The 26943-nt window shown below is 61.6% G+C and carries 25 protein-coding genes; 15 read left to right on the top strand and 10 right to left on the bottom strand.

The window, feature by feature from the left end; all coding sequences use genetic code 11:
* Positions 1-134: 134 nt before the first annotated feature.
* Complete coding sequence (radC, locus tag BT125_RS08565) at positions 135-809, top strand: RadC family protein (RefSeq protein WP_072406080.1); 675 nt, start codon at positions 135-137, stop codon at positions 807-809.
* Positions 810-939: 130 nt separating this feature from the next.
* On the opposite strand, the gene BT125_RS08560 is transcribed toward radC, so the two are convergent.
* Positions 940-2526 carry an ABC transporter substrate-binding protein gene (locus tag BT125_RS08560; protein ID WP_072406078.1) on the bottom strand — a complete coding sequence of 529 codons (1587 nt, stop codon included), beginning with the start codon at positions 2524-2526 and terminating at the stop codon, positions 940-942.
* 437 nt (positions 2527-2963) lie between these two features.
* Between BT125_RS08560 and rpmB the strand changes: the two genes are divergently transcribed.
* Both rpmB and rpmG read left to right on the top strand, forming a co-directional pair.
* Positions 2964-3197, top strand: a complete 234-nt coding sequence (gene rpmB, locus BT125_RS08555; protein ID WP_003177273.1) for a 50S ribosomal protein L28 — start codon at positions 2964-2966, stop codon at positions 3195-3197.
* Between the two features lie 11 nt (positions 3198-3208).
* Entirely contained in the window at positions 3209-3364 is a 156-nt protein-coding gene (rpmG, locus tag BT125_RS08550) for a 50S ribosomal protein L33 (RefSeq protein WP_003177274.1), read from the top strand.
* Positions 3365-3439: 75 nt separating this feature from the next.
* Here the strand turns inward: rpmG and BT125_RS08545 are convergent, their stop codons facing one another.
* Complete coding sequence (locus BT125_RS08545) at positions 3440-3685, bottom strand: I78 family peptidase inhibitor (RefSeq protein WP_256573738.1); 246 nt, start codon at positions 3683-3685, stop codon at positions 3440-3442.
* A gap of 155 nt (positions 3686-3840) precedes the next feature.
* Positions 3841-4212, bottom strand: a complete 372-nt coding sequence (locus BT125_RS08540) for a cupin domain-containing protein (RefSeq protein WP_072406076.1) — start codon at positions 4210-4212, stop codon at positions 3841-3843.
* 233 nt (positions 4213-4445) lie between these two features.
* Here BT125_RS08540 and BT125_RS08535 point away from each other — a divergent pair, with 233 nt between their 5' ends.
* Entirely contained in the window at positions 4446-5939 is a 1494-nt protein-coding gene (locus BT125_RS08535) for an aldehyde dehydrogenase (protein ID WP_072406074.1), read from the top strand.
* Between the two features lie 323 nt (positions 5940-6262).
* Complete coding sequence (locus BT125_RS08530; RefSeq protein WP_072406072.1) at positions 6263-7405, top strand: MFS transporter; 1143 nt, start codon at positions 6263-6265, stop codon at positions 7403-7405.
* Positions 7406-7442: 37 nt separating this feature from the next.
* Here the strand turns inward: BT125_RS08530 and BT125_RS08525 are convergent, their stop codons facing one another.
* Entirely contained in the window at positions 7443-9008 is a 1566-nt protein-coding gene (locus tag BT125_RS08525; protein ID WP_072406070.1) for a phospholipase D family protein, read from the bottom strand.
* Positions 9009-9069: 61 nt separating this feature from the next.
* Entirely contained in the window at positions 9070-10503 is a 1434-nt protein-coding gene (locus BT125_RS08520) for an aminotransferase-like domain-containing protein (RefSeq protein WP_072406068.1), read from the bottom strand.
* A 179-nt stretch (positions 10504-10682) separates the two neighbouring features.
* Between BT125_RS08520 and BT125_RS08515 the strand changes: the two genes are divergently transcribed.
* Positions 10683-10928 carry a YjiS-like domain-containing protein gene (locus BT125_RS08515; RefSeq protein WP_072406066.1) on the top strand — a complete coding sequence of 82 codons (246 nt, stop codon included), beginning with the start codon at positions 10683-10685 and terminating at the stop codon, positions 10926-10928.
* A 54-nt stretch (positions 10929-10982) separates the two neighbouring features.
* On the opposite strand, the gene BT125_RS08510 is transcribed toward BT125_RS08515, so the two are convergent.
* Positions 10983-12296, bottom strand: coding sequence for an NAD(P)/FAD-dependent oxidoreductase (locus BT125_RS08510; RefSeq protein ID WP_072406064.1), 1314 nt, complete (start codon positions 12294-12296; stop codon positions 10983-10985).
* 145 nt (positions 12297-12441) lie between these two features.
* Here BT125_RS08510 and BT125_RS08505 point away from each other — a divergent pair, with 145 nt between their 5' ends.
* Positions 12442-12795: a YkgJ family cysteine cluster protein gene (locus BT125_RS08505; RefSeq protein ID WP_072406062.1), complete on the top strand. Its 354-nt coding sequence runs from the start codon at positions 12442-12444 to the stop codon at positions 12793-12795.
* Positions 12796-12928: 133 nt separating this feature from the next.
* Here the strand turns inward: BT125_RS08505 and BT125_RS08500 are convergent, their stop codons facing one another.
* Positions 12929-13417, bottom strand: coding sequence for an Lrp/AsnC ligand binding domain-containing protein (locus BT125_RS08500; RefSeq protein ID WP_003206849.1), 489 nt, complete (start codon positions 13415-13417; stop codon positions 12929-12931).
* 156 nt (positions 13418-13573) lie between these two features.
* Between BT125_RS08500 and dadA the strand changes: the two genes are divergently transcribed.
* The 6 genes from dadA (at position 13574) to BT125_RS08470 (ending at position 19703) form a co-directional block, all read left to right on the top strand.
* Positions 13574-14878 (top strand): D-amino acid dehydrogenase, encoded by a 1305-nt coding sequence (gene dadA / locus BT125_RS08495; protein ID WP_072406060.1) that lies wholly within the window; start codon positions 13574-13576, stop codon positions 14876-14878.
* Positions 14850-15203: a RidA family protein gene (locus BT125_RS08490; protein WP_072406058.1), complete on the top strand. Its 354-nt coding sequence runs from the start codon at positions 14850-14852 to the stop codon at positions 15201-15203. Before dadA ends, BT125_RS08490 begins: the two co-directional genes overlap by 29 nt.
* 94 nt (positions 15204-15297) lie before the next feature.
* Positions 15298-16371, top strand: coding sequence for an alanine racemase (gene alr / locus BT125_RS08485; protein ID WP_072406056.1), 1074 nt, complete (start codon positions 15298-15300; stop codon positions 16369-16371).
* 128 nt (positions 16372-16499) lie between these two features.
* A complete protein-coding gene (locus BT125_RS08480) occupies positions 16500-17048 on the top strand; it encodes a cupin domain-containing protein (protein WP_072406054.1) in 549 nt (182 codons plus the stop codon).
* A 183-nt stretch (positions 17049-17231) separates the two neighbouring features.
* Positions 17232-17645: a c-type cytochrome gene (locus BT125_RS08475; RefSeq protein WP_072406052.1), complete on the top strand. Its 414-nt coding sequence runs from the start codon at positions 17232-17234 to the stop codon at positions 17643-17645.
* Between the two features lie 135 nt (positions 17646-17780).
* Complete coding sequence (locus BT125_RS08470) at positions 17781-19703, top strand: acetyl-CoA hydrolase/transferase C-terminal domain-containing protein (RefSeq protein WP_072406049.1); 1923 nt, start codon at positions 17781-17783, stop codon at positions 19701-19703.
* A gap of 127 nt (positions 19704-19830) precedes the next feature.
* On the opposite strand, the gene BT125_RS08465 is transcribed toward BT125_RS08470, so the two are convergent.
* Together BT125_RS08465 and rep are read right to left on the bottom strand one after the other, a co-directional pair.
* Positions 19831-20403: a xanthine phosphoribosyltransferase gene (locus BT125_RS08465; protein ID WP_003177291.1), complete on the bottom strand. Its 573-nt coding sequence runs from the start codon at positions 20401-20403 to the stop codon at positions 19831-19833.
* A 58-nt stretch (positions 20404-20461) separates the two neighbouring features.
* On the bottom strand, positions 20462-22471 hold the full coding sequence (gene rep, locus BT125_RS08460) for a DNA helicase Rep (RefSeq protein WP_025216114.1): 2010 nt from the start codon (positions 22469-22471) through the stop codon (positions 20462-20464).
* Between the two features lie 271 nt (positions 22472-22742).
* Between rep and BT125_RS08455 the strand changes: the two genes are divergently transcribed.
* Positions 22743-24413, top strand: coding sequence for a putative bifunctional diguanylate cyclase/phosphodiesterase (locus BT125_RS08455; RefSeq protein WP_072406047.1), 1671 nt, complete (start codon positions 22743-22745; stop codon positions 24411-24413).
* A 47-nt stretch (positions 24414-24460) separates the two neighbouring features.
* On the opposite strand, the gene BT125_RS08450 is transcribed toward BT125_RS08455, so the two are convergent.
* Positions 24461-25855 (bottom strand): NorM family multidrug efflux MATE transporter, encoded by a 1395-nt coding sequence (locus BT125_RS08450; protein WP_072406124.1) that lies wholly within the window; start codon positions 25853-25855, stop codon positions 24461-24463.
* Between the two features lie 158 nt (positions 25856-26013).
* On the opposite strand from BT125_RS08450, the gene BT125_RS08445 reads away from it, so the two are divergent.
* Positions 26014-26934: a LysR substrate-binding domain-containing protein gene (locus BT125_RS08445; protein ID WP_072406045.1), complete on the top strand. Its 921-nt coding sequence runs from the start codon at positions 26014-26016 to the stop codon at positions 26932-26934.
* Positions 26935-26943: the final 9 nt, after the last annotated feature.

The raw sequence follows: 26943 nt of genomic DNA, 5'->3' as shown, positions 1-26943 counted from the left end.
TTCGATTTCAGTGGTCAGTGCAAGGCGAACCCCTTGGCAGCAGTTGCCAGGGTGCAAATCGCCTGCAAAAAAGATGGGCTACGATATCACAGCGACCGCTACGGAACAGCGGCGCCCACAATCAGGGAGATGCCATGAGTATTCGCGATTGGCCTGCGGCCGAGCGGCCGCGGGAGAGGTTACTGGCGCTGGGGGCGGGGAGTCTTTCGGACGCCGAACTGCTGGCGATTTTTTTACGAACCGGCGTGTCCGGCAAAAGCGCGGTGGATCTGGCGCGACAACTGTTGATTCAATTTGGCAGCCTGCGCGCGCTGCTTGAAGCGGATCAGATCACATTCAGTAATCAAGTGGGGCTCGGGCCGGCGAAGTTTGCCCAACTGCAGGCGGCTCAGGAAATGAGTCGGCGGCATTTGGCTGAGCGGGCGCGGGAAAAGACCATGCTGGAAAGCCCGTTCGCGGTTCGTGAATACCTGAAGTCCATGTTGCGTCACGAACCCCACGAGGTGTTCGGTTGCCTGTTTCTCAACTCCAAGCATCAGGTACTGACCTTCGAGGCGCTGTTCCGCGGTTCTATCGACAGCGCCAGTGTCCATCCCCGGCAGGTGGTCAAGCGCGCGCTGGCCCACAACGCCGCTGCGTTGATCCTGTGCCACAACCATCCTTCCGGCAACACCGAGCCCAGCCAGGCCGACCGGGTGCTCACCGAGCGGCTCCAAGAGGCCCTGGAGCTGATCGACGTGCGGGTACTGGACCATTTCATTGTTGGCGATGGCGAGCCGCTGTCGATGGCGGAGTATGGCTGGATGTAGGCGCGATCTGACGATACGAGGTTTTTTGTGGGAGCGAGCTTGCACGCGATAGCGGTCGGTCAGTCAACATCGATGTTAACGCGCCGCCATCGCGAGCAAGCTCGCTCCCACAGGGTTTGCTGTGGCGGGGTTACTTGAGGCTGACCTTGGAGTAATCCTGCCGCCCAAAAGGGCTCACCGCATAACCCTGCACATCCTTGCGGGTCAGCGCGAAGGCGGTAGGGTGCGCCAGGGGCAGCCACAGCGCCTGCTGCTGGATCTGTGCCTGGGCCTGCTCGTAGAGCTTGGCACGCACGCCTTGTTCGCTGGTGGTTTTGCCGGCGCTGATCAGTTTGTCCAGATCCGGGTTGCAGTAGCGGGCGAAGTTGGTGCCGGACTTGAGCGCCGCGCAGGAAAACTGCGGTGTGAGGAAGTTGTCCGGGTCGCCGTTGTCGCCGGCCCAGCCCATGAACAGCAGGTCATGTTCGCCGGCCTTGGCGCGGCGGATCAGTTCGCCCCATTCGATCACGCGGATTTCCGCCTGGATGCCGACCTGCGCCAGGTCGGATTGCAGCAGCTGGGCGCCAACGCTGGGGTTGGGGTTGAGCAGGCTGCCGGAAGGGCGGGTCCAGATGGTGGTCTGGAAGCCTTCCTTCAAGCCGGCCTTGGCCAGCAGATCGCGGGCCTTCGCCGGGTCGTGGGCGTAGCCGGGCAGGCTTTTGGCATAGCTCCAGGTGTTGGGCGGGTAGGGGCCGTTGGCGGCTTCGGCGGTGCCTTCGAAGACGGTCTTGAGGTAGCTGGCTTTGTCGAAGGCCAGATTGATGGCTTGTCGCACCTCTGGCTTGTCCAGTGGCGGATGCTGGCTGTTGATCGCCACGAACGCGGTCATGAAGGCCTCGGTCTGGGCCACGCTCAAGGTCGATTCCTGGCGGGCGGCCTGCACGTCCAGCGGCTTGGGCGACAGGGCGATCTGGCATTCGTTGCGGCGCAGTTTCTGCAGGCGCACATTCGCATCGGGCGTGATGGCGAAGACCAGCGGGTCCACTTTGGGCTTGCCGCCGAAATAGGCGTCGTTGGCCTTGTAGCGGATCGAGGCGTCCTTCTGGAACCGGCTGAAGATGAACGGGCCGGTGCCGATCGGCTGGTTATTGAGTTTTTCCAGCGTGCCGGCCTGCATCAGTTGATCGGCGTATTCGGCCGAATAGATGGAGGCAAAGCCCATGCTCAACGTTGCCAGGAAGGTCGAGTCGGCGTGATCGAGGGTGAAACGCACGGTCAGCGGGTCCAGGGCGTCGATTTTCTTGATCAGCGCCGGCAATTGCATGGACTGGGCGTGGGGAAAACCGCTTTGCGCAACCTTGTGCCACGGGTTCGCTGGGTCGAGCATGCGCTCGAAGCTGAATTTCACGTCCTCGGCGGTCAGGTCGCGGCGCGGCGTGAAGTAATCGGTGTGATGGAATTTGACCTGTGGCCGCAGCTTGAACACGTAGGTCAGGCCATCGGTAGAGACTTCCCAGCGCTCGGCCAGGCTGGGGACCACTTTGCCGCTGGCGGTATCGAAATCCACCAGGCGGTTCATCAGCACGTCGGCGGAAGCGTTGGTGGTAGTCAGGGAGTTGTACTGGACGACATCGAACCCTTCCGGGCTGGCTTCGGTGCAGACGCTCAGGGCGGCGGCCCAGGCCTGCGGGGTGATCAGCAGAGGGGCGAGCAACAACGGTAGGGCAGCGAGGCGCATGGTCGGTTTCCTGTGCAAGTCGAAGGCCCATCTGCGAGTGCAGTCTGGAAAAGGCCTACCCTAGTGGGCTCGCTGCCAAATGACTATCCCCTTTTTGCATTTTCCGGCACTCTGCGGCGACGGTATGGGGGGCCGAAACCTGGCGCACGTGAAAAAAACCTGTATGCAGCGACGAGCGGTCAGGGGCCGTGCCAGCCTCTGCCCCAGCCGTCCGGGGCGGTGAGCCGAGGTTTCTCCAGGAAGACAAATCACATCGACTGTTGTTGCTCTGTGGTCTTTCTGGTATAAAGCAGCGCTCTTTTCTAGGGGCCCGGTTCCTTCACTGTAGGTGTAGCCGGTAAGACCCTTAAAGAAACGCGGCGCCTGGCGCCAAATGACTGAGAGATTAAGCGGCCAACCCATGCCGGGTTGGGCATGTGGTTTTAGAGGGCTGAGGCATGTCGAGAGTCTGTCAAGTTACCGGTAAGGGTCCGGTGACTGGGAATAACATTTCCCACGCAAACAACAAAACCCGTCGTCGTTTCCTGCCGAACCTGCAGCATCACCGCTTCTGGGTTGAAGAAGAGAAACGTTTTGTGCGTCTGCGCGTATCTGCCAAGGGCATGCGTATCATCGACAAGCGTGGCATCAGTGTCGTGCTGGCCGAACTTCGTCGCGATGGCAAGGTTTAAGGGAGCTAATCATGCGTGAATTGATTCGTTTGATCTCGAGCGCCGGTACTGGTCACTTCTACACTACCGACAAGAACAAGCGTACTACCCCGGACAAAATCGAGATCAAGAAATATGATCCGGTTGTTCGCAAGCACGTGATCTACAAGGAAGGCAAAATCAAGTAATTGATTTTTCCCTCTTACGAAAAAGGCCCATATCGCGAGATACGGGCCTTTTTTGTTGCATTTGGGGTTTGTGGATCAACCGCATTTAATGCCGACGATAATCCCGTCGGCATCAGTTACAAGATTGATGCGTCGCGGGCTCCGATCGTAGGTTATAGGGTGCCTTGGGCCTGCGGGGCGAACCTGGGCCCCGTTAGCCAGGGCGCGAACCTCTTCACGCAGCTCAGGGGTATATTTTTGGCCAATGGTGTACTGGGCGATAGCGATATCGCACTGATCGAGGGGCATCGGCACCACAACGGTGTCGTTTTTATTAGGCATTTTTAGCTTCCTTGCTGAGATTTAAAAAGTTAAGGCACTCACCGGTCGGGTTGGTCGCGCATCCTGCGCGTCCCCTGCGACGATAATTTGTGCGTACCTGCGACAGGTTTTAATCGTCACCGCGGCCATTGACCAATGATTAAATGTCACTGTCTTTACGGTTTGGCTATGGCCCCCTCAAACACCACATAGATCTTGCGGCACGGTTCCAGCACTTCCCAGGTGCCCTTGAACCCGGCCGGAATCACGAAGCGGTCGCCGGCTCGCAGGGTCTTGGCGTTGCCATCGTTGTCCCGCAGTACGGAAACGCCCTGGACGATCTCGCAGTATTCATGCTCGGTGTAATTGACTGTCCATTGGCCGACCGCGCCTTCCCATACGCCCGCGTTCATTTGCCCACAGGGGCTGCTGTAGTGGTTGAACACGGTTTGCTCGGGATCGCCCTTGAACACCTTGGCCGGGTCCGGGCGATAACGTTCGGCGGTGGTATTGGTCTGGCTGAAGTCGACGATGTCCTGAATGCTCATGCGGTTGATCCCCAGTGATCGCTTGGAAGGCCTCGAGTCTATGTTTATTAAAACGAACATCGCAAGGCCGTTTGCCACTGTTGTGTCAAATATATTGAAACATGACCGGCCGCTGGTTTAGGGTGGCGGGTGCCCTATGCCGAAACAGCGCCGAAAACAGGCTGGCCGGGCAGAATTCTTTTGAGCGCTGCGCATTGCGCGGCGTTCGTACTCAATAAGAGGAGGACACACGCATGACCACCCTGACTCGTACCGATTGGGAACAACGCGCCCGCGACCTGAAGATCGAAGGCCGCGCCTTCATCAACGGCGAGTACACCGATGCGGTGTCCGGCGAAACGTTCGAATGCCTCAGCCCGGTCGATGGCCGCCTGCTGGGCAAGATCGCCAGCTGCGACGTGGCCGACGCCCAGCGTGCCGTCGAAAATGCCCGCGCCACCTTCAACTCCGGCGTCTGGTCGCGCCTGGCGCCTAGCAAGCGCAAGACCACCATGATCCGTTTCGCCGGCTTGCTCAAGCAGCATGCCGAAGAACTGGCCCTGCTTGAAACCCTGGACATGGGCAAGCCGATCAGTGATTCGCTGAACATCGACGTACCCGGCGCGGCCCAGGCCTTGAGCTGGAGCGGTGAAGCCATCGACAAGCTCTACGACGAAGTGGCGGCCACCCCGCACGATCAACTGGGCTTGGTGACCCGCGAGCCGGTGGGTGTCGTGGGGGCAATCGTGCCCTGGAACTTCCCGTTGATGATGGCCTGCTGGAAGCTCGGCCCGGCGCTGTCCACCGGTAACTCGGTGGTGCTCAAGCCGTCGGAAAAGTCCCCGTTGACCGCCATCCGTATCGCTGCGCTGGCGATCGAGGCCGGCATTCCGAAAGGCGTGCTGAACGTGTTGCCAGGCTACGGCCACACCGTCGGCAAGGCCCTGGCCCTGCATATGGACGTCGATACGCTGGTGTTCACCGGTTCCACCAAGATCGCCAAGCAACTGATGATCTATTCCGGCGAATCCAACATGAAGCGCATCTGGCTGGAAGCCGGCGGCAAGAGCCCGAATATCGTGTTCGCCGATGCCCCGGACCTGCAAGCCGCCGCCGAATCCGCTGCCAGCGCCATCGCCTTCAACCAGGGCGAAGTCTGCACCGCCGGCTCGCGGCTGTTGGTGGAACGCTCCATCAAGGACACGTTCCTGCCGCTGGTGATCGAAGCGCTCAAGGGCTGGAAGCCGGGCAATCCCCTGGACCCGGCCACCAACGTCGGCGCCCTGGTCGATACCCAGCAGATGAACACCGTGCTGTCCTACATCGAGGCTGGCCATAGCGACGGCGCCAAACTGGTGGCCGGTGGCAAGCGCATCCTTGAGGAAACCGGCGGCACGTATGTCGAGCCGACGATTTTTGACGGTGTGAGCAACGCCATGAAAATCGCCCAGGAAGAGATCTTCGGCCCGGTGTTGTCGGTCATCGCCTTCGACACCGCCGAGCAGGCCATCGAGATCGCCAACGACACGCCGTATGGCTTGGCCGCAGCGGTATGGACCAAGGACATCTCCAAGGCTCACCTGACCGCCAAGGCCCTGCGTGCCGGCAGCGTATGGGTCAACCAGTACGACGGCGGCGACATGACCGCACCGTTCGGCGGCTTCAAGCAGTCGGGCAACGGTCGCGACAAGTCGCTGCATGCGTTCGACAAATACACCGAGCTGAAGTCGACCTGGATCAAGCTCTGACAGTGATGGCCCCGGACTCTGTCCGGGGCGTCATGCAGCGCTGATTCCCAATGTGGGAGCGAGCTTGCTCGCGATAGCGGTACGACAGTCGACGACGTTGTTGAATGTTACGCCGCTTTCGCGAGCAAGCTCGCTCCCATATTGTTCGGGGATGGGCGGAGACTGGCGGTCAATAAAAGTCCCCTGTGGGAGCGAGCTTGCTCGCGAAAGCGGCATGACAGTCGACGACGTTGTTGAATGTTACACCGCCATCGCGAGCGAGCCCGCTCCCACAGTGTTTTGGGTGATGGTTGGGATTGATAACCCTCCACAGGAGTGTGGAAATGCGTTGGGCAACCTATTTCGCCGTGCTGGCGTCTGTCCTGAGCGTCGGCCTGGCCTTGGGCGTGAGCATGCCGTTGGTGTCTCTGCGCCTGGAGGGCTGGGGGTATGGTTCGTTCGCCATTGGTGTGATGGCGGCCATGCCGGCCGTGGGGGTGTTGCTTGGGGCCAAGGTGTCGAGCCGGCTGGCGGCGCGGTTCGGCACGGCGGCGTTGATGCGCCTGTGCCTGTGGGGCGGTGCGGTGTCCATCGGGTTGCTGGCGCTGCTGCCCAGCTATCCGGTCTGGTTGCTGCTGCGCCTGATGATTGGCGTGGTCCTGACCTTGGTGTTCATTCTGGGTGAAAGCTGGATCAACCAACTGGTCATTGAAAAATGGCGTGGACGGTTGGTGGCGCTGTACGGCAGCAGCTACGCCCTGAGCCAGTTGTCCGGCCCGTTGTTGCTGGGCGCGCTGGGAACCGATCATGACTACGGGTTCTGGGTGGGCGTTGGCCTACTGTTGGTCGCACCCTTGCTGTTGCTGGGCCGTAGCGGTGCGCCGAGCAGCGAGGCCGGCAGCGTCACGTTCGGCGATTTATGGACATTTTGCCGTGGCTTGCCGGCGATTGCCTGGGCGGTCTCGTTGTTCGCTGCGTTCGAGGCGATGATCCTTACGTTGTTGCCGGTGTATTGCCTGCGCCAGGGTTTCACGGCCGACATTGCACTGGCGATGGTCAGTACCGTGGTGGTTGGTGATGCCTTGCTGCAGTTGCCCATCGGCGCCCTGGCCGATCGTGTGTCCCGCCGGGCCCTGTTGACGGGGTGCGCGGTGGCGTTGATGTTATCGAGCCTGGCGGTTCCGCTGTTGATCGATACCCTGTTGATCTGGCCGTTGTGGGTGCTGTTCGGCGCCAGCGCGGGCGGTTTGTTCACGTTGTCGCTGATCCTGATCGGCGAGCGTTACCGCGACGATGCGCTGGTGCGGGCCAACGCCCATGTCGCGCAGCTGTGGGGGCTCGGTTGCCTGATTGGCCCACTGGTGGCGGGGGCGGGCAGCCAGTGGGTCAGCGGACATGCGCTGCCGTTGTTCATGGCGGCCGGGGCGTTCGGGCTGGTGATCCTGCTGTTGCGCCAAGGGGCGTTCGGGGCAACCCAAACGGCCTGAGGACACCCAAATCTCTTGTCACAAAAGCGGGCTGCCTCTAAAGCATCTGTTCCAGTCCGATGGTCGTGGCGAACCAGGCATTGAACCGGCGCCACCAACTGCCCGGTTCGCGGTCCAGGTCGTGGGTCTGGCCGTTGTCTTCGGTGGTCCATACAAGCGTTCCATCTTCCAGCCTGGCCTGATAACTCAAGGCCGGCGCCATACCTTGCAAGGCCAGTTCACGCACTTGGCCGGCGAGTTCCGGGCTGTCCACCAGCACGCCGACTTCGGTGTTCCACAGCACTGAGCGCGGGTCGAAATTGAACGAGCCGATGAAGGATTTCTGCCGGTCGAAGATGATCGCCTTGCTGTGCAGGCTGGAATCCGATTCGCCGTAGGATTTGCTGTAGAACAGGTGCGGGCTGCCGCCGGTATCGCCCGGCTGTCGTCGCAGTTCGAACAGGCGCACGCCATGTTGCAGCAGGGCCTTGCGGTACGGTGCATAGCCGCCGTGCACGGCGGGCACGTCGGTGGCTTCCAGGGAGTTGGTCAGCAGGCTCACCGACACGCCGGCGTCGGCGCGACTGGTCAGGTACACCAAGCCTGGCTGGCCGGGGACGAAGTAGGCGGAAATCATGATCAGTTCTTTGCTGACGCCCGTCAGCTCGGGAGCCAGTTGGGTAGTCAGCAATAGCTGAGGGTCCGGTTCGTCCTTGGCCAGCACCTTGCTGGGCGCGTCCCACAGCGCCTGGTTCCAGGCCCAGATCAACTGATCTCGCCAGGTGTCCAGGCGCGGTTGGGTCTTGTAGGCGGTCAACTGCTGGTAGAGCGCGTGGTTTTCCTTGTGGGTCTGCTCCAGGGACTCTTGCAGGCGCAGGCGGCTGTTGGCCAGGTCCTTGGGCGTGGGGCGATGGGACAGGAACTGTTCGATGGGTTTGCTCAGGGCGCTGTTCCAGTACTGGTCGAAGCTGTGGCCCAATTGTTCGGCCACCGGACCGACACTGAGCAGGTCGATGTCGGTGAAGTTCAGGTTGGGTTCGGCGTCGAAGTACTCATCGCCCAGGTTGCGACCGCCGACGATGGCCATGCTGTTGTCCGCCAACCACAGCTTGTTGTGCATCCGGCGGTGTTGCAACGACAGGTTGAACAGGCGTCCGAGGCTGCGAGTCACGCCGGTGGCGCGTCCCAGGTGCAGCGGATTGAACAGCCGGATCTGGATTTGCGGATGGGCGGCGAGGGTGGCGATGATCTGATCCTGGCCATCGCTGGTGGTGTCGTCCAGCAGGATCCGCACGCGCACGCCCCGGTCGGCGGCCTTGAGCAGTTCATCCACCAGCATCCGCGTGCTGATGCCGTCATGGACGATGTAGTACTGCAAATCCAGGCTGCCTTGGGCATGGCGAATCAGCTCGGCCCGGGCGGTAAAGGCCTCGGTGCTGTCCGACAGCAGCCGAAAGCCCGAGCGTCCTTCATGGGCGGCGGCCTGGGCCTGGACCGAGCGGCCGAACGAGGATTCGGTGGCCGGCAGGGCCTGGGAGGGCTCGCGGGTGATATCAAGACCGGCGCAGCCGCTCAGCAGCGAGGCGACGAGCAGTAGCGCAGGCAGGATCGGTCTGGATCTCACGTAGGATCGTTCCGCTTGTTCACGTTGATCGGCTGTTGGGTGCTGCTTCCCTGGATAAAGTTCAGACGACGTCGCGCTGGGTTTCGTTCAACAGCGCGATAGCGGCGGCTCCGACCTTGCGCACGGCCTCTTCGATCTGGGCTGTTGGTTTGGCAGCGTAGTTCATCCGCAGGCAGTTGCGGTACTTGCCCGATGCCGAAAAAATACTGCCGACGGCGACCTGCACGCCTTGGTCCAGCAGAGCCCGATTGAGCTTCAGCGTGTCGAAGCCGTCGGGCAATTCGATCCACAGCATGAAACTGCCCCGTGGGCGACTGGCACGGGTGCCCGTTGGAAAATAGCGGCTGACCCAGTCGATCATCACGTCGCGATTGCGCTGGTATTGCGTACGCATCCGCCGCAAATGGGGTTCGAAATGCCCGCCCTTGAGAAATTCGGCTATGGCGATCTGCGGCTGTGGCGCGGTAGAACCGGTGCTGATGTATTTCATGTGCAGCACCCGCTCCAGATACCGGCCTGGCGCGACCCAGCCGATGCGCAGGCCAGGCGCCAGGGTCTTGGAAAACGAACTGCAGAGCAGGACGCGGCCGTCTTCATCGAAGGACTTGATGGTGCGTGGGCGGGGGTATGTGTAGGCCAATTCCCCATACACATCATCTTCGATGATTGCCACGTCGAAGCGCTGTGCCAGGTTCAGCAGCGCACGTTTATTGGCGTCGGGCATGATGTAGCCCAGCGGGTTGTTGCAGCTGGGGGTCAACTGTATGGCCTTGATGGGCCATTGCTCCAGGGCCAGCTCCAGTGCATCCAGGCTGATGCCGGTGAGCGGGTCGGTGGGGATTTCCAAGGCCTTCATGCCCAGGCCCTTGAGGGTTTGCATGGCCCCGTGAAAGCTGGGTGAATCCACTGCGACGATATCGCCTTGTTCGCAGGTGGCTCGGATGCTGACGGACAGGGCTTCATGACAGCCGGTTGTGACGATCAGGTCGTTGGGGCCCAGTTGGCAACCGGAGTCCAACGACAGTCGGGCGATTTGCTCACGCAGCGCGAGGTTGCCGTAGATGTTGTCGTAATACAGGCCGGGCATGTCTTGCCGGCGGCTGATCTGCGCCAGGCTGCGCAAAAGCGGTTTCATGGTCGGCGAGTTGATGTCCGGCATACCGCGTCCCAGTTGCACCACATCCGGCCGCGGTACGGCGCGTATCAGCTCCAGCACCTGGTCCCACTGGGAAATATCCACGGGGCGCTGGGCCGGACGGCCTACGACCGGCAGGTCCGGCAATTCGCGACCTACGGGTACGAAGTAACCGGACTTGGGTCTAGGCATCGCCAGCCCACTGTCCTCCAGCACGCGATAGGCCTGCTGCACCGTACTCAAGCTGACCCCATGTTCCGTGCTCAATGCCCGCACAGATGGCAGCCGGTCGCCGGGGCGGTAGAAGCCCTGTTCGATGCGGGTGCCGAGCAGTTCTGCGAGGTTCACGTAGAGGGTCATGGTGCGCTCCCGATGAGGTGGACAACTGCGACCGATACAGTTGGGTGGGAAAATGACAATTCAGTGGCGGAAATACCGAATCTGTATGCTTATAAAAGAAACAGGTTGAATCTGTATTGCTTTTGGCCGTCCGCGCATCATGAAACCTCTGGCTACCCAAGTAAACAGGAGCGATCAAAATGAACGGCTTGAGCGATGTGCGGCTGACGTTACACAGTCAGGACCTGGCTGCAGGGCAGGAGAAAGGGCTGCGTAGCGCGACGTTGCGCAATCCGCCGTCCGGCCTGAGCCGCTGGGCCCTGCTCTGGCATCGTCTGCATACACGCAAGGCCTTGTTGGAACTTACACCCGAACAGTTGCGTGACGTCGGGCTGAGTCGGGAGCAGGCGCGGGAGGAGGGGCTAAAACCGTTCTGGCGGCTTTGAAGCAATAGGAAACCGGTGGCGAAGGGAGCAAGCTCCCTCGCCCCGGATCCAGGACTAAACCAATTCTTTCAACCGATGCCACAACATCCCCAGCGCCAACAGTGGCGAGCGCAAATGCTTGCCTCCCGGGAAGGTCATGTGCGGGACCTGGGCGAACAGATCGAACCCCCCGCTTTGCTGGCCGCTGATGGCTTCGGCCAACAGTTTGCCGGCCAGGTGCGTGGCATTCACGCCATGGCCGGAATAGGCCTGGGCGTAATACACATTGGGTTGATCCTTGAGCCGGCCGATCTGCGGCAAACGGTTGGCACCAATGCCAATCATCCCGCCCCATTGATAATCGATTTTCACATCCGCCAGTTGCGGGAACACCTTGAGCATTTTCGGACGCATGTAGGCGCCAATGTCCTGCGGGTCGCGGCCGGAATAGTGACAAGCCCCGCCGAACAGCAAGCGGCGATCCGCCGAAAGCCGGTAGTAATCCAATGCTACCCGTTGATCGCAGACGGCCATGTTCTGCGGCAACAGCGCCTGTGCCTGGGCCCGGCTCAAGGGTTCGGTGGCGATGATGTAGCTGCCGGCCGGGAGGACTTTGCCGCCGAGTTGCGGATTGAGTCCATTGAGGTAGGCATTGCAGCCCAGCACCAGCGTCTTGGCACGGACCGAGCCCTGTTGGGTGTGCACGTTCACTTCAGGGCCATAGTCGATGCGCGTGACCGCCGATTGTTCGAACAGCCGGACCCCCAATTGCTGCGCCGCGGCGGCTTCGCCCAGGGCCAGGTTCAACGGATGCAAATGGCCCGAGCCCATGTCGATCAAGCCGCCGACGTAGCGATCCGAACCCACGACGCTGTGCATTTCGTCGGCTTGCAACAGTCGGGTCGGGTGACGATAACCCAGGCTACGCAATTCTTCGGCGTCTTCGGCGAAGCCTTCCAGGTCGCTGGGTTTGTTAGCAAGGTCGCAGTAGCCCCAGGTAAGGTCGCAGGGTATTTGAAAACGCTCGACGCGCTGTCGGACGATTTCCACAGCCTCAAGCCCCATGAGTTTCATCTGGCGCACACCATCGGTGCCGATGATCGGCGCGAACTGGTCGAGGCCATGACCGACGCCACGGATCAATTGGCCGCCGTTGCGCCCGCTGGCCCCCCAGCCGATCCGGTGCGCTTCCAGCAGCACCACGCTCATGCCGCGTTCGGCCAGTTCGATCGCCGTGTTCAACCCGGAGAACCCGCCGCCGACAACGCAGACATCCGCCCGCAACTCACCCTGCAGCAGCGGATGGTCCGGTTGCGGCAGGCTGCTGGCGGCGTAGTAGGAGGCGGCGTGCGCGTGGTTCGGGACAGGTTGCTGAACACGGGCGTTCATGTGCGTAATCCTGATTGTTGTGTTTGAGAAATTTTACGGAGCATAAGCCGGGGATTCCTTCCTGGGCAACATCGGTCGGTTGGCGCTGTCTAGCATGCGGTCTTTAAGGCAGAATCCTGGTTTATCCCTCTCGGTAACCGCCTAGATGAGCTGCAACAGTCAAAAAATCCGCACGCTACGCCAGCAGATTCCCTCGTTCGAGTGCGTACCGGGCTGCCACGACTGCTGCGGTCCGGTCACCACCTCGCCCGAGGAAATGGCCCGTTTGCCCCGCAAGACCCGCGCCGAACAGGACGCGGCCATGGACGCCTTGAACTGCGTGCACCTGGGGCCCGACGGTTGCACCGTCTACGACGAGCGGCCGCTGATCTGCCGGCTGTTCGGCACCACGGCGACCTTGCCGTGTCCCAATGGCCGGCGACCGGTAGAGCTGATTCATCCGCGGGTCGAGAAACAGATTCACGAGTACATGGCCAGCACCCGGCAGGTCTTGGTCTAGCTGCCAGGGAGACCGAGGGGGCCTTCGCGAGCAAGCTCGCTCCCACAATGGATCTATATTCGTTCGCAAGAAGGTATTCACCACCCACTTGTGTGGGAGCGGGCTTGCTCGCGAAAGCGGTCCGGAGCCAGGCTCAATCCGGAATCGGCAGGTTCAAGCTCTCCTTTACTTCTTCCATCACGATGTAGCTCTTGGATTCGCGCACGTGGGGCAGCTTGAGCAGGATGTCCCCCAGCAGCTTGCGGTACGAAGCCATCTCGGAAATCCGTGCTTTCACCAGATAGTCGAAATCCCCTGACACCAGATGACATTCCAGCACGTGAGGCAGTTTCAGCACGGCGCGTCGGAACTCTTCGAAGGTGTCGCCGGATTTGTAGTCGAGGCTGATCTCGACAAACACCAGCAGGCTGCCCTTCAAGTGCTGCGGGTTGAGCCGGGCGTTGTAGCCCATGATGATGCCCTCGCGCTCCAGACGCCGGACCCGCTCGGTACAGGGCGTGGTGGACAGGCCGACCTTTTCCCCCAGCTCGGTGAAGGAGATCCGCCCGTCCGCCTGGAGAATGCGCAGGATATTGCGGTCGATCTTGTCCAGCTCGCGTTTGGTCTGGGTATTGGTACGCACAGGTGATGCGCCTCCATGAAAAGGGGTTTTGCCGAGAATTCTCGCCAAATATAGGTGTTTATATAGTGAAAAGCACTGGCTGATCTTTTTTACACTGCGCCCATCAAAGCTATATACAACAAACGTCAGCGGTTCATCCGCGATGAGGGCATCAACATGCGCGTTCTGGTCTTGGGTAGCGGCGTCATCGGTACCGTCAGTGCTTATTATCTGGCTCGTGCCGGGTTTGAAGTGGTGGTGGTCGACCGTCAGCCAGCACCTGCCATGGAAACCAGTTTCGCCAACGCCGGCCAAGTGTCGCCGGGTTATGCCTCTCCCTGGGCCGCGCCGGGCGTGCCGCTCAAGGCCATCAAGTGGCTGCTGCAACGGCATGCGCCACTGGCGATCAAGGCCACTGCCGACATTGATCAATACCTGTGGATGGCACAGATGCTGCGCAACTGTACCGCCAGCCGCTATGCCATCAACAAGGAACGCATGGTGCGCCTGTCCGAGTACAGCCGTGACTGCCTCGACGAGCTACGCGCCGAAACCGGCATTGCCTACGAAGGCCGTAGCCTGGGGACTACACAGTTGTTCCGCACCCAGGCGCAGCTCGATGGCGCGGCAAAAGACATCGCCGTGTTGAAAGAGTCCGGTGTCCCGTTCGAAGTGCTCGACCGCGAAGGCATCGCCCGGGTCGAGCCGGCACTGGCCAATGTCACCGACATCCTGGCCGGTGCCTTGCGCCTGCCTAACGACCAGACCGGCGACTGTCAGATGTTTACCACGCGCCTGGCGGAGATGGCGGTGAAGTTGGGTGTGCAATTCCGCTTTGGCCAGGAAATTCAGCGCCTGGACTTCGCTGGCGACCGCATCAACGGTGTCTGGATCGACGGCAAGCTCGAAACCGCCGACCGCTACGTGCTCGCCCTGGGCAGCTATTCGCCGCAATTGCTCAAGCCTCTCGGGATCCGTGCGCCGGTGTATCCGCTCAAGGGTTACTCCCTGACCGTGCCGATCACCAACCCGGCGATGGCCCCGACCTCGACCATTCTCGACGAAACCTACAAGGTCGCGATCACCCGTTTCGACAATCGCATCCGGGTGGGCGGCATGGCGGAGATCGCCGGTTTTGACCTGTCCCTGAACCCGCGTCGGCGTGAAACCCTGGAGATGATCGTCAACGACCTTTATCCTCAGGGCGGCGATCTGGCCCAGGCGAGTTTCTGGACCGGCTTGCGTCCGACCACCCCGGACGGCACGCCCATCGTCGGTGCCACGCCCTTCAAGAATCTGTTCCTGAACACCGGCCACGGTACCCTCGGATGGACCATGGCCTGTGGTTCCGGTCGCCTGTTGGCAGACCTGATGGCGAAGAAAAAGCCGCAAATCAGCGCCGAAGGCCTCGATATTTCCCGTTATGGCAGCAAACCCCAGGAGTCTGCAAAACATGTCAATCCAGCGCCAGCTCACCAATGACCGCATGAGCCAGGTTGTCGTGCACAACGGCACCGTTTACCTGGCCGGGCAGGTCGGCGACGACATGAACGCCGGTATTGAACAGCAGACCCGCGAATGCCTGGCCAATATCGAGCGTTTGCTGGAGTTGTCGGGGACTGACAAGACGCGGCTGTTATCGGTGACGATCTACCTGAAGGACATCGAGGCCCACTTCGCAGGCATGAACGCCGTCTGGGATAAGTGGTTGCCCAAAGGTGTCGCCCCGGCCCGGGCCACGGTGGAGGCCAAACTGTGTGAACTGCAGATCCTGGTGGAGCTGTCCGTCGTGGCTGCGCTGCCTTAATACCGGCCCAAACGATCCCTCTCCCGGCGCTGGGTGGTCTACCCTGCCAGCCCGCGCCGGTTTTTTATTCATGACCGCCTAGAAGCCTGCCGCCATGCGTCCTGCCCGTGCCCTGATCGATCTCCAAGCCCTGCGTCACAACTACCAATTGGCCCGCGAAGTCACGGGGGCCAAGGCCCTTGCGGTGATCAAGGCCGACGCCTACGGGCACGGTGCGGTGCGTTGCGCCGAGGCGCTGCAGGAGACGGCGGACGGGTTCGCCGTGGCCTGCATCGAAGAAGCCCTGGAGCTACGGGCCGGTGGGATCCGTGGGCCGATTCTGCTGCTGGAAGGGTTTTTCGAAGCCGATGAGTTGCCCTTGATCGTCGAGCATGATTTCTGGTGCGTGGTGCATTCGTTATGGCAGCTCGAAGCGATTGAAAAAGCCCCGCTGAGCCAGCCGATCACGGTCTGGCTCAAGCTCGATTCTGGCATGCACCGGGTCGGCCTGCATCCGACGGATTACCAGGCGGCCTACCGTCGCCTGCTCGCCAGCGGCAAAGTGGCGAAGATTGTCCTGATGAGCCACTTCGCCCGCGCCGATGAACTGCACGATCCCAGCAGCACCGAGCAACTGGCCGTGTTCGAGGCGGCCCGTCAGGGGCTGGCGGCAGAGGTCAGCCTGCGCAACTCCCCAGCGGTGCTGGGCTGGCCGCAGATGCCGAGCGACTGGGTGCGGCCGGGCATCATGCTCTACGGCGCGACCCCCTTCGACGAACCCAACACTATCGCCTCGCGCCTGCAGCCGGTGATGACCCTGGAATCGAAGATCATCTGTGTGCGTGAATTGCCCGCCGGTGAGCCGGTGGGCTACGGTGCTCGCTTCGTGACCACGCAACCGACTCGGGTCGGGGTGGTCGCCATGGGCTATGCCGACGGCTACCCGCGCCAGGCGCCTAACGGCACCCCGGTGCTGGTGGATGGGCAGCGTAGCCAACTGGTCGGGCGGGTGTCGATGGACATGTTGTGTGTCGACTTGACACATGTCCGCCAGGCCGGACTTGGCTCGACCGTGGAGTTGTGGGGCAAGAACATCCTCGCCAGCGACGTCGCCAAGGCTGCAGACACGATTCCTTACCAGATTTTCTGCAACCTGCGCCGGGTGCCACGGCTCTATTCCGGGGCCTGAGACGAAGCGCCACCTACCGAAAGTCGCTTCACCGCACAGGATTCGGGTCAAAGTGTTGTAAATACTGAACGCTGTCGCCATGATAACGCTCACTTTCCTCACAACCTGATTCCCTGGAGGCTCCAGCATTGGACGTCGGTGAACGACTGCAATCCATTCGTAAACTCAAAGGCCTTTCCCAGCGTGAACTCGCCAAGCGCGCGGGCGTCACCAACAGCACTATTTCGATGATCGAGAAGAACAGCGTCAGCCTCTCGATCAGCTCGCTGCGTAAGGTCCTTGGCGGGATTCCCATGTCCATGGTCGAGTTTTTCTCCGAAGAGATCCTTCAGGAGAAACCGACCCAGATCGTCTACAAAGCCAACGAACTGATCGACATCTCCGATGGTGCCGTGACCATGAAGCTGGTGGGCCGGGCGCACCCGAGCCGGGCGATTGCCTTCCTCAACGAGATCTATCCGCCGGGTGCCGATACTGGTGAGGAGATGCTTACCCATGAGGGCGAGGAGACCGGGATCCTGGTGGAAGGGCGGCTGGAATTGGTGGTCGGCCTCGAAACCTTCGTGCTCGAGGCTGGCGACAGCTATTATTTCGAAAGCACCAAGCCCCACCGTTTCCGTAATCCGTTCGACGTGCCGGCGCGACTGATCAGCGCAGCCACGCCGGCCAATTTCTAGACCAAGAGGCGCCAGGCCCACGTGGCAAAGGCGCCCACCTGTTGGGCTGTCATGACAAACAAGACCCTTGCGACTTTGGGGTTGTTTCAGAGTGACAGGCTTACCGCTATACTTGCGCCCGCCTGCAAACCGTGGCCGCAGGCGTGACTAGCCACCATTGAGGGTGTACGCGTGAACCTAATTATGAAAATGCTGGCTGCACCAGCAACCGTATTGGCCCTATGGGCTGCGACTGCTCAAGCGGCGCCGAACGATGAAATCGCCAAGCGCCTTGAACCCGTCGGCCAGGTCTGCGTCCAGGGCAAGGAATGCAAGGGTATGGAAGTCGTGGCCTCGGCTGGCGGCGCCGGCGGTGCCAAGGCGCCGAAAGACGTAATTGCAAAGCATTGCAACGCTTGCCACGGCACCGGCCTGCTGGGCGCTCCGAAAATCGGTGACAAGGCGGCCTGGAAAGAACGCGCCGATCACCAGGGCGGTCTCGACGGCATCCTGGCCAAGGCCATCACCGGCGTCAACGCCATGCCACCAAAAGGCACCTGCGCCGATTGCTCGGATGACGACCTCAAGGGTGCCATCAAAGAGATGTCTGGTCTTTAATACGCCGGCATCCTTCACAAAAAAGCCGCTTACGAGCGGCTTTTTTGCGCCTGGGTTTTTTCAGGGCTGTTCATCGCAACCAAGACCCGGCAAGCTCGGTCCAACCCACATTCATGGAATGTCCAGGAGGGTCCGATGGTGCAGTTGTGTTCAATCGAACAGGCGGTGGATGACGTGCTCGAGCGCCTGCCCGCGCATATTCACCTCGGCATGCCCCTGGGGCTGGGCAAGCCCAATCTGTTCGCCAACGCGTTGTACCGGCGCATCGCACAGCTGCCCGAGCGACAGCTGACGATCTACACTGCCCTGAGCCTGGGCCGGCCCAACCTGGGCGATGGTTTGCAGAAGCGCTTCCTCGAACCCTTTGTCGAACGGGTCTTCGGCGACTATCCCGAGCTGGATTACCTGGTCGACCTGCACCAAGACAGTCTGCCGGCCAACATCCGCGTCCAGCAGTTCTTCATGCAGCCCGGCAGCCTGCTGCACAGTGCATCCGCTCAACAGAGTTACGTCAGCAGCAACTACAGCCATGCGGCCCGGGACATCAACGCCGCCGGCTTGAACCTGGTGGCGCAACTGGTGGCGAGCGCCCCGGAACACCCGGACCGTCTGAGCCTGAGCTGCAACCCGGACATCACTCTCGACCTGCTGCCGATGATCGCCAAGCGTCGGGCGGCGGGGGAGACCATTCTCATGGTCGGCCAGGTGCACAACGATTTGCCCTACATGCCGGGGGATGCGGAAGTCGGCATCGACGCTTTCGACCTGTTGATCGACGAGAAGGACAGTCACACGCTGTTTTCAACGCCGAACATGCCGGTGGGTTTCCAGGATCATCTGATTGGTATACATGCCAGTACCCTGGTGCGCGACGGCGGGACGCTACAGATCGGCATCGGCGCCATGGGCGATGCATTGACCGCGGCGTTGCTGGCACGTCAGGCCGATAACGCCGGTTACCAGGCGTTGCTGGCAGACCTGAACCTTAGCCAGTGGGCGCAACTGATCGAGCGCGAGGGCGGGGTCGAGCCGTTTGCCAAAGGGCTGTACGGTTGCAGTGAAATGTTCGTCAACGGTTTGCTGGTGCTGGCCGAGGCCGGGATCATCCGGCGCAAGGTCTACCCCGACGAGCCGACCCAGGAACGGGCCAACGCCGGGACGCTCGACGAGGCGGCACAACCCGACGGCATCTGCATACACGGCGGATTTTTCCTCGGCCCGCGCAGTTTTTACGAGCGCCTGCGCGAGTTGCCGCAGAGCCGTCTTTTCGAATTCAACATGACGCGCATCAGTTACATCAACGAGCTGTACGGCCAGGAGCCGCTCAAGCGCCTGCAGCGCCTGGATGCCCGTTTCATCAACACGGTCTTCACCATGACCCTGATGGGGGCCGGGGTGGCCGATCAGTTGGAAGACGGGCGGGTGCTCAGCGGCGTGGGCGGGCAATACAACTTCGTTGCCCAGGGCCATGCGCTGGAGGGCGGGCGCTCGATCCTGCTGCTGCGCAGTTGGCGCGAGGCCGGGGGCGAGATCAGCTCGAACATCGTCTGGGAGTACGGCCATTGCACGATTCCCCGGCATCTGCGCGACATTGTGGTGACCGAATACGGCATCGCCGACCTGCGCGGCAAGACCGACGCCGCGGTGATCGAGGCGTTGCTGAACATCAGCGACTCACGCTTCCAGCCCGGGCTGATCGAGCAGGCGCAAAAGGCCGGCAAGTTGCCGAAGGATTTCCGCCTCGATCCACGGTTCGCCGACAACACGTCGGAGCGGTTGCAGGCGATCCAGGCTCGGCATCCGAATCTGTTTCCCGAATACCCGCTGGGGTGTGATTTCGATGGGGTCGAGCGGGATCTGTTGCGGGCGCTGAACTGGCTCAAAAGCAAGTTCAAGCTCACCGAGATCCTGGAACTGGGCAAAGCCGCGCTGGATGCGCCAGAGCCCTGGGAATTTGCCGGGCATCTGGAGCGGATGCAGCTGACCAGCCCTGAAGGGCTGAAGGAAGAGTTGTTCCAGCGGTTGCTGCTGGCGGGGCTCAAGGCCACGACTATTTAATGATCGACATAGATCGATTGTGGGAGCGGGCTTGCTCGCGAATGCGATGTGTCAGCCGATAGATCTCTGACTGACACATCGCATTCGCGAGCAAGCCCGCTCCCACAGGAAGATTGGCTGTGGCCAGTCAATCGATGAAGGTCACGACCCCACCCGTCAGCGACTTCACTCGGGCCAGGGATTCAACGCGGTAACCCTGGGCATCCAGTTCCGCTCGGCCACCCTGGAACGACTTCTCGATCACGATCCCCAGGCCTGCAACCGTGGCGCCGGCCTGCTTGATGATGGAAATCAGCGCCTGGGAGGCTTTGCCGTTGGCCAGGAAGTCATCGATGATCAGCACCCGATCGCTGCTGGTCAGGTGACGTGGGCTGATGGCGACGGTGCTTTCGGTTTTCTTGGTAAACGAATACACGGTGGCCGACAGCAGGTTTTCCGTCAGGGTCAGGGATTGTTGCTTGCGGGCGAAGATCACCGGTACGCCAAGGTTCAGCCCGGTCATGATCGCAGGAGCAATGCCCGAGGCTTCGATGGTGACGATCTTGGTGATGCCCGAATCCTTGAACAGCGCGGCGAATTCGTCGCCGATCAGCTTCATCAATTGCGGGTCGATCTGGTGGTTCAGGAAAGCGTCGACTTTCAGGACCTGATCGGAAAGCACGATGCCTTGTTCACGAATTTTCTGGTGCAGGGCTTCCATGAAGCCTCCTCTGATGACGCCTTCAGCGCCTGAAGTCGTTGAAAAAAAGTAGTCGATTCTAGCGCTTTAGCATCGCGCGTATATCCGCCAGGGCACTGTTGCCGCGAACGACTTTGACTTCCGTCGGCGTGTCGTCGTTGCCTTCCCAGGCCAGGTCGTCCGGCGGCAGCTCATCGAGAAAGCGGCTGGGGGCGCAGTCGATCACTTCGCCGTACTGCTTGCGCTTGGCGGCGAAGGTAAAGGCCAGCGTCTGGCGTGCCCGGGTAATGCCGACGTAGGCCAGGCGCCGTTCTTCCTCGATGGTGTCGGCCTCGATGCTGGAACGGTGCGGCAGGATTTCCTCTTCCATGCCCATGATGAACACGTAGGGAAACTCCAGGCCCTTGGATGCGTGCAGCGTCATCATTTGCACGCCTTCGGCGCCGTCTTCCTCTTCCTGCTGACGCTCGAGCATGTCCCGTAGCACGAGTTTGCCGATGGCGTCCTCCACCGTCATGTCGCCGTCTTCGTCCTTTTCCAGGGTGTTCTTCAACGCCTCGATCAGGAACCAGACGTTGCCCATGCGGTAGTCGGCGGCCTTGTCGCTGGAGCTGTTGGTGCGCAGCCAGTTCTCGTAGTCGATGTCCATGACCATGCTGCGCAGCGCCGAGATCGGATCTTCCCCGGCGCACTGTTCGCGGACCTTGTCCATGAAGCGCTTGAAGCGCGCCAGGCGATCGGTAAAGCGGCTGTCCAGATGTTCGCCGAGGCCGATTTCATCGGTGGCGGCGTACATCGAGATCTTGCGCTCGGTGGCGTAGTTGCCGAGTTTTTCCAGGGTGGTCGAACCGATTTCCCGACGTGGGACGTTGATCACCCGCAGGAAGGCGTTGTCGTCGTCCGGGTTCACGATCAGGCGGAAGTAGGCCATCAGGTCCTTTACCTCCTGGCGTCCGAAGAAGCTGTTGCCCCCCGACAGGCGATAGGGGATCTGGTGATGCTGCAATTTCAGCTCGATCAGCTTGGCCTGGTAGTTGCCGCGGTACAGGATCGCAAAGTCGCTGTACGGCCGGTCGGTGCGCAGGTGCAGGCTGAGGATTTCCATGGCCACGCGCTCGGCTTCGGCGTCTTCGTTGCGACAACGGATCACGCGGATCTCGTCGCCGTGGCCCATCTCGCTCCACAGCTGCTTTTCGAACTCGTGGGGGTTGTTGGAAATCAGCACGTTGGCGCAGCGCAGGATGCGGCTGGTGGAGCGATAGTTCTGCTCCAGCATCACCACTTTGAGCGACGGGTAGTCGTCCTTGAGCAGCATCAGGTTTTCCGGCCGCGCGCCGCGCCAGGCGTAGATCGACTGGTCGTCATCGCCCACCACGGTGAACTGGTTGCGTTTGCCGATCAGCAGCTTCACCAGCAGATACTGGCTGGCGTTGGTGTCCTGGTATTCGTCCACCAGCAGGTAGCGGACCTTGTTCTGCCATTTTTCGAGAATGTCGGCGTGGTCCTGGAACAGCTTGACCGGCAGCAGGATCAGGTCGTCGAAGTCCACCGCATTGAACGCCTTGAGGGTGCGCTGGTAGTGGGTGTAGACGATGGCGGCAGTCTGTTCCTTGGGGTTGCGGGCGTTCTCCAGGGCTTCGGCGGGCAGGATCAGGTCGTTTTTCCAGGAACCGATCATGTTCTTGATCTCGTCCACGCCGTCGTCGCCCGAGTATTCCTTCTGCATGATGTCGGTCATCAAGGCCTTGACGTCGGTCTCGTCGAAAATCGAGAAGCCCGGCTTGTAGCCCAGCCGCGCGTGTTCCTTGCGGATGATGTTCAGGCCCAGGTTGTGGAAGGTGCAGACCGTCAGGCCGCGACCTTCACCGGCGCGCAGCAGGCCGCCGACCCGCTCTTTCATCTCTCGGGCGGCCTTGTTGGTGAACGTCATGGCGACGATGTACTGGGCGCGGATGCCGCAGTTCTGGATCAGGTGCGCGATCTTGCGGGTGATTACGCTGGTCTTGCCGGAGCCTGCACCGGCGAGCACCAAAAGAGGGCCGCCGACATAGTTCACGGCTTCTTGCTGCCGGGGATTGAGTCGGGACATGACAGAGTCAGGGAGTCGTTTGCGAAATGGGCCGGCATTTTAACAGGCTCTGAGAATTGTGCTGCTCTGTCCGACTTGTGACGCACGCAGGATTGTCATTTGCCGCTTCCGCCACTTTCACGCAGGATGTGGAACCAATTGGGTCCCGCGCAGCATTTGGAGCGGGAAAACCACCGAAAGCGCGTGTTTGAGAACCGTTGGCATTGGTCATTGCCCATCGGCAGGTCATAATGCCCGGCGCCTACCACCTTGCAGAGTCTAGGGAGTCAGCTTGTCAACGCCTGTCGAACCCTTGCGTTTGCTGTTATTGGCCCAAGAGCCAGAGTGGTCAGCGATACTGCGCGAGTGCCTGGTGCCCATGGGGCCCTCGGTCGTGTTGATCAGCGCCCCGAGCTGGGAGTCCGTCAGCAGCCTGTTCGAAGACAATCGCAACGCGGTGTTGTTGACCGTTGCGGCGTTGCAACCGGCGCCGGGCCGTTGCAGCCTGCCGACCATCCTGTTGCTCGAACACGAGCCGGCGGTTGCCCCCGACGGCGCCAGCGACTGGTTGGTACGTGACGTCCTCGACAGCGCGACCCTGCGTCGTTGCCTGCGCCATGTGCGCGAGCGCGGCGTGCTGGAAAACACTCTGCAGCGCCTCGCCGAGCAGGATCCATTGACAGGCATCGCCAATCGCCAGGGTTTCCAGACATTGCTGGCGGCGCGCCTGGCGGAAAACGACGGCCGAGGCTTGGCGCTCGGTCACCTGGACCTGGACAACTTTCGCCACGCCAACGACGCCCTCGGTCACCAGGCCGGCGACCGCTTGATCCTGCAAGTGGTGTCGCGGCTCAAGGGTTCGCTCGAAGCCGGCGATCAATTGGCGCGGCTGGGTAGTGATGAATTTGCCTTGCTGATCGACACCCGCCGCGCACCGCAGCGGGCCGAGTGGATGGCCGAGCGTATTACCGAAGCCTTGGCCGAACCCTATTGGGTGGACGGCGAAAGCCTGCTGATCGGTTGCAGCCTGGGCGTCGCCCATGCTCGCGCCCAGGCCGGCGCCGATCCGCTGATGTGGCATGCCCACATCGCCATGCAGCAGGCCAAGAGCACCCAGGGCTGCACCTTTCATATCTTCAACGAGCGCATCAATCGCAATGCCCGCAGCCTTGCCGACCTGGAAAGCGAACTGCGCCGGGCACTGCGCCGCGACGAACTGGAGTTGCATTACCAGCCGCGGCTGGACCTCGATGGCGGCCACATCGTCGGCCTCGAAGCACTGGTGCGTTGGCGCCATGGCGAACGCGGCTTGCTGCCACCGAGTGAGTTCGTGCCGTTGGCCGAACAGAGCGGCCTGATCGTGCCGTTGGGCTACTGGGTGATTTCCCGGGCCCTGCGGGACATGCAGGCCCTGCGCGAACGGGGGCTGGCGCCGTTGCACATGGCAGTCAACCTGTCGTTCCGGCAGTTCCAGGACAGCCAGTTGCTGCCGACCTTGAGTCGACTGATTGCCGAGCGAGGTGTCGAGGCGCAATGGCTGGAGTTCGAACTCACCGAAACCGCCGTCATGCGCCGCAGCGAACTGGTCAAGCAGACCATGGATGCCCTGGGCCGCCTGGGTGTGCGCTTCTCCCTGGACGACTTCGGCACCGGATTCTCCTCGTTCGTGCACCTCAACAGCCTGCCGATCGCCTTGCTCAAGATCGACAAGAGCTTCGTCGGCGGCATGGAGCAGCGCGAGGAGAACCGCAAACTGGTGCACGCCATGATCAACCTGGCCCACAACCTCAACCTGGAGGTGGTGGCCGAAGGTGTGGAAACCCAGGAACAACTGGACCTGCTACGCGGTTTCGGTTGCGACCAGGTGCAGGGTTTCCTGATCAGCAAGCCGTTGCCGTTGCCGGAATTGGTCGAGTACTTGACGTTCGAGGGTGATCAGCAGTCCACGCTGGAAATGAGCTGACACAAACCCATGTGGGAGCGAGCAAGCCCGCTCCCACATGGAGAATCTCACTCGGCTTGGATGCTCTCGAAGCGCCGCAGTCCAGCCTCACTGCGAATCATCCGCTTCATCTTCCATTCAAACGCCAGGGTCAGGCTCACGGCCGCGCAGGCCAACCCCAGGGCCAGGCCCCACCAGACACCGGTCGGTCCCCAGTTCAGGTGGAACGCCATCCACCATGCCGATGGTGCGCCGATCAGCCAATAGCACCCCAGGCCCACCAGGAAGGTGGTCTTGGCGTCCTTGAGCCCGCGAATGCAACCCATGGCGATGGTTTGCGTGCCGTCGAACAGCTCGAACCAGGCCGCCACCGCCAACAGGCTCACGGCCAGGTTGATCACATCGCGGAACGCCGGGTCATCGTGGTCCAGGAACAAGCCGATCAATTGATGGGGCAACAACCAGAACACCATGGCGAACGTCAGCATCGCGGCCGCGCCAAAGCCAATGCCGACCCGACCGGCCAGGCGCGCCATCCACAGCTGCCCGGCACCGTAGTGCTGGCCGATGCGCATGGTGATGGCGTAGGACATTCCGGCCGGCACCATGAACGCCACCGAGACGATTTGCAAGGCGATCTGGTGGGCCGCCAACGGCGTACTGCCCATGGTGCCCATGCACAGCGCGGCGAACGCGAACAGTCCGACTTCCACCGCATAGGTGCCACCAATCGGCAGGCCCAGGCGCCACAGCTCCTTGAGGTATTGGCGATTGGGCCGCGCCAGCCCAGCCAGCAGCGGGTAGGCACGGTAGGCCGGGTGCCGATGGATGTGCCAGGCCAGTGCCAGGGCCATGCAGTTGGCGACAATGGCCGTGACCAGGCCGATGCCCATCAAGCCGAGTTTTGGCAGGCCGAACATGCCGGTGATGAGCGCGTAGTTGAGCAGGAAGTTGGCCACCGTGCCGCCGAGGCTGATCACCATGACCGGCGTGGCCCGGCCGATGGCGCTGGTGAAGCCGCGCAGGGCCATGAAGCTCAGGTAGCCGGGCAGGGCGAACGGCAGCGCCAGCAGGAACTGTCCGGCGGACAACACGTTGGTTTCGGTCTGGCCGAACATCAGCAGCACGGGCTTGAGATTCCACAGCAGCAACCCGGCCATCAGCGCCATCAACCAGGCCAGCCAAAGCCCGGCCTGGGTCAGCCGGGTGGCGCCTTCGACATCGCCCGCACCCTGGCGGATCGCGACCAGGGTGCCCACCGCGGCGATCACGCCGATGCAGAAGATCGACACGAACGAATAGGTGGCCGCCCCGAGCCCGCCTCCGGCGAGGGCTTCGGGGCTCAGGCGCGCCATCATCACGGTGTCGGTGAGCACCATCAGCATGTGCGCCAACTGCGAGGCAATCAACGGCCCCGCCAGCCGCAGGATGGCCCAGAGTTCGGTACGCACCGGATGCCGCATGATCATCACGCTCCATGTTCAAACAAGGCAGTAAAGCGACGATTCTCGGCGCTCTTGGCGTATTGCACAAAAGGATAAAAAAGATCGCTGGCATGATTAAAACTCATGCTGGATGGGTTTCTGGTAGGGTTTGCAGACCACGCCATGGAGCTTTTGCGATGTCTCGTCGTCTTCCTCCTCTTTATGCGTTGCGGGCATTCGAAGCCGCGGCGCGCTACAGCTCGTTCACCCGGGCCGCCGAAGAGCTGTCGATCACCCAGAGTGCCGTCAGCCGGCACATTCGCACGCTGGAAGATCACTTTGCCTGCCGACTGTTCCAGCGCAGCGGCCGCAACCTGCAGTTGACCGAGGCGGCGCGGTTGCTGCTGCCGGGCGTGCGCGAGGGTTTCATGGCGCTGGAGCGGGCCTGCCACACCTTGCATGGCGAAGACGGCATCCTGCGCATGAAAGCGCCATCCACGCTGACCATGCGTTGGTTGTTGGCGCGCCTGAGTCGCTTCCGGCATCTGCAGCCTGGCAACGAGGTGCAACTGACCAGTGCCTGGATGGACATCGATTCGGTGGACTTCAACGTCGAGCCCTTCGATTGCGCCGTATTGCTGGGCAACGGGCATTTTCCGGCGGACTGGGAGACCAGTTTGCTGTTCCCCGAGGAATTGATCCCGGTGGGCGCGCCGAACCTGTTGAACGATCAGCCCTGGGATGTGGCGCGGCTGGCCAGTGCTGAACTGCTGCATCCGACGCCGGATCGCCGGGACTGGCGCAACTGGCTGCACCGCATGGGCCTGTCCGACAAGGTCTCGCTCAAGGGTGGGCAGGTGTTCGATACCCTGGAGCTGGGCATGATTGCGGCGGCGCGTGGCTATGGGGTCTCCATGGGCGATCTGCTGATGGTGGCCGAGGACGTCGCCCAAGGGCGCCTGAGCCTGCCATGGCCGACGGCTGTTGCCAGCGGCGAACACTATTACCTGGTCTGGCCGAAAACCCGGCCGGGAGGTGAACGTTTGCGCCGGCTCAGCGACTTCCTCCAAGGCGAGGTCAAGGCCATGCAACTGCCCGATGTACAACGTCTGAGCTGAAACGTTGCA

It is taken from the genome of Pseudomonas sp. NFACC04-2 (assembly GCF_900119265.1).
In the GTDB taxonomy this organism is placed as follows: Bacteria; Pseudomonadota; Gammaproteobacteria; order Pseudomonadales; family Pseudomonadaceae; genus Aquipseudomonas; species Aquipseudomonas fluorescens_AA.
This window is presented reverse-complemented; position numbering and strand designations above follow the sequence as displayed.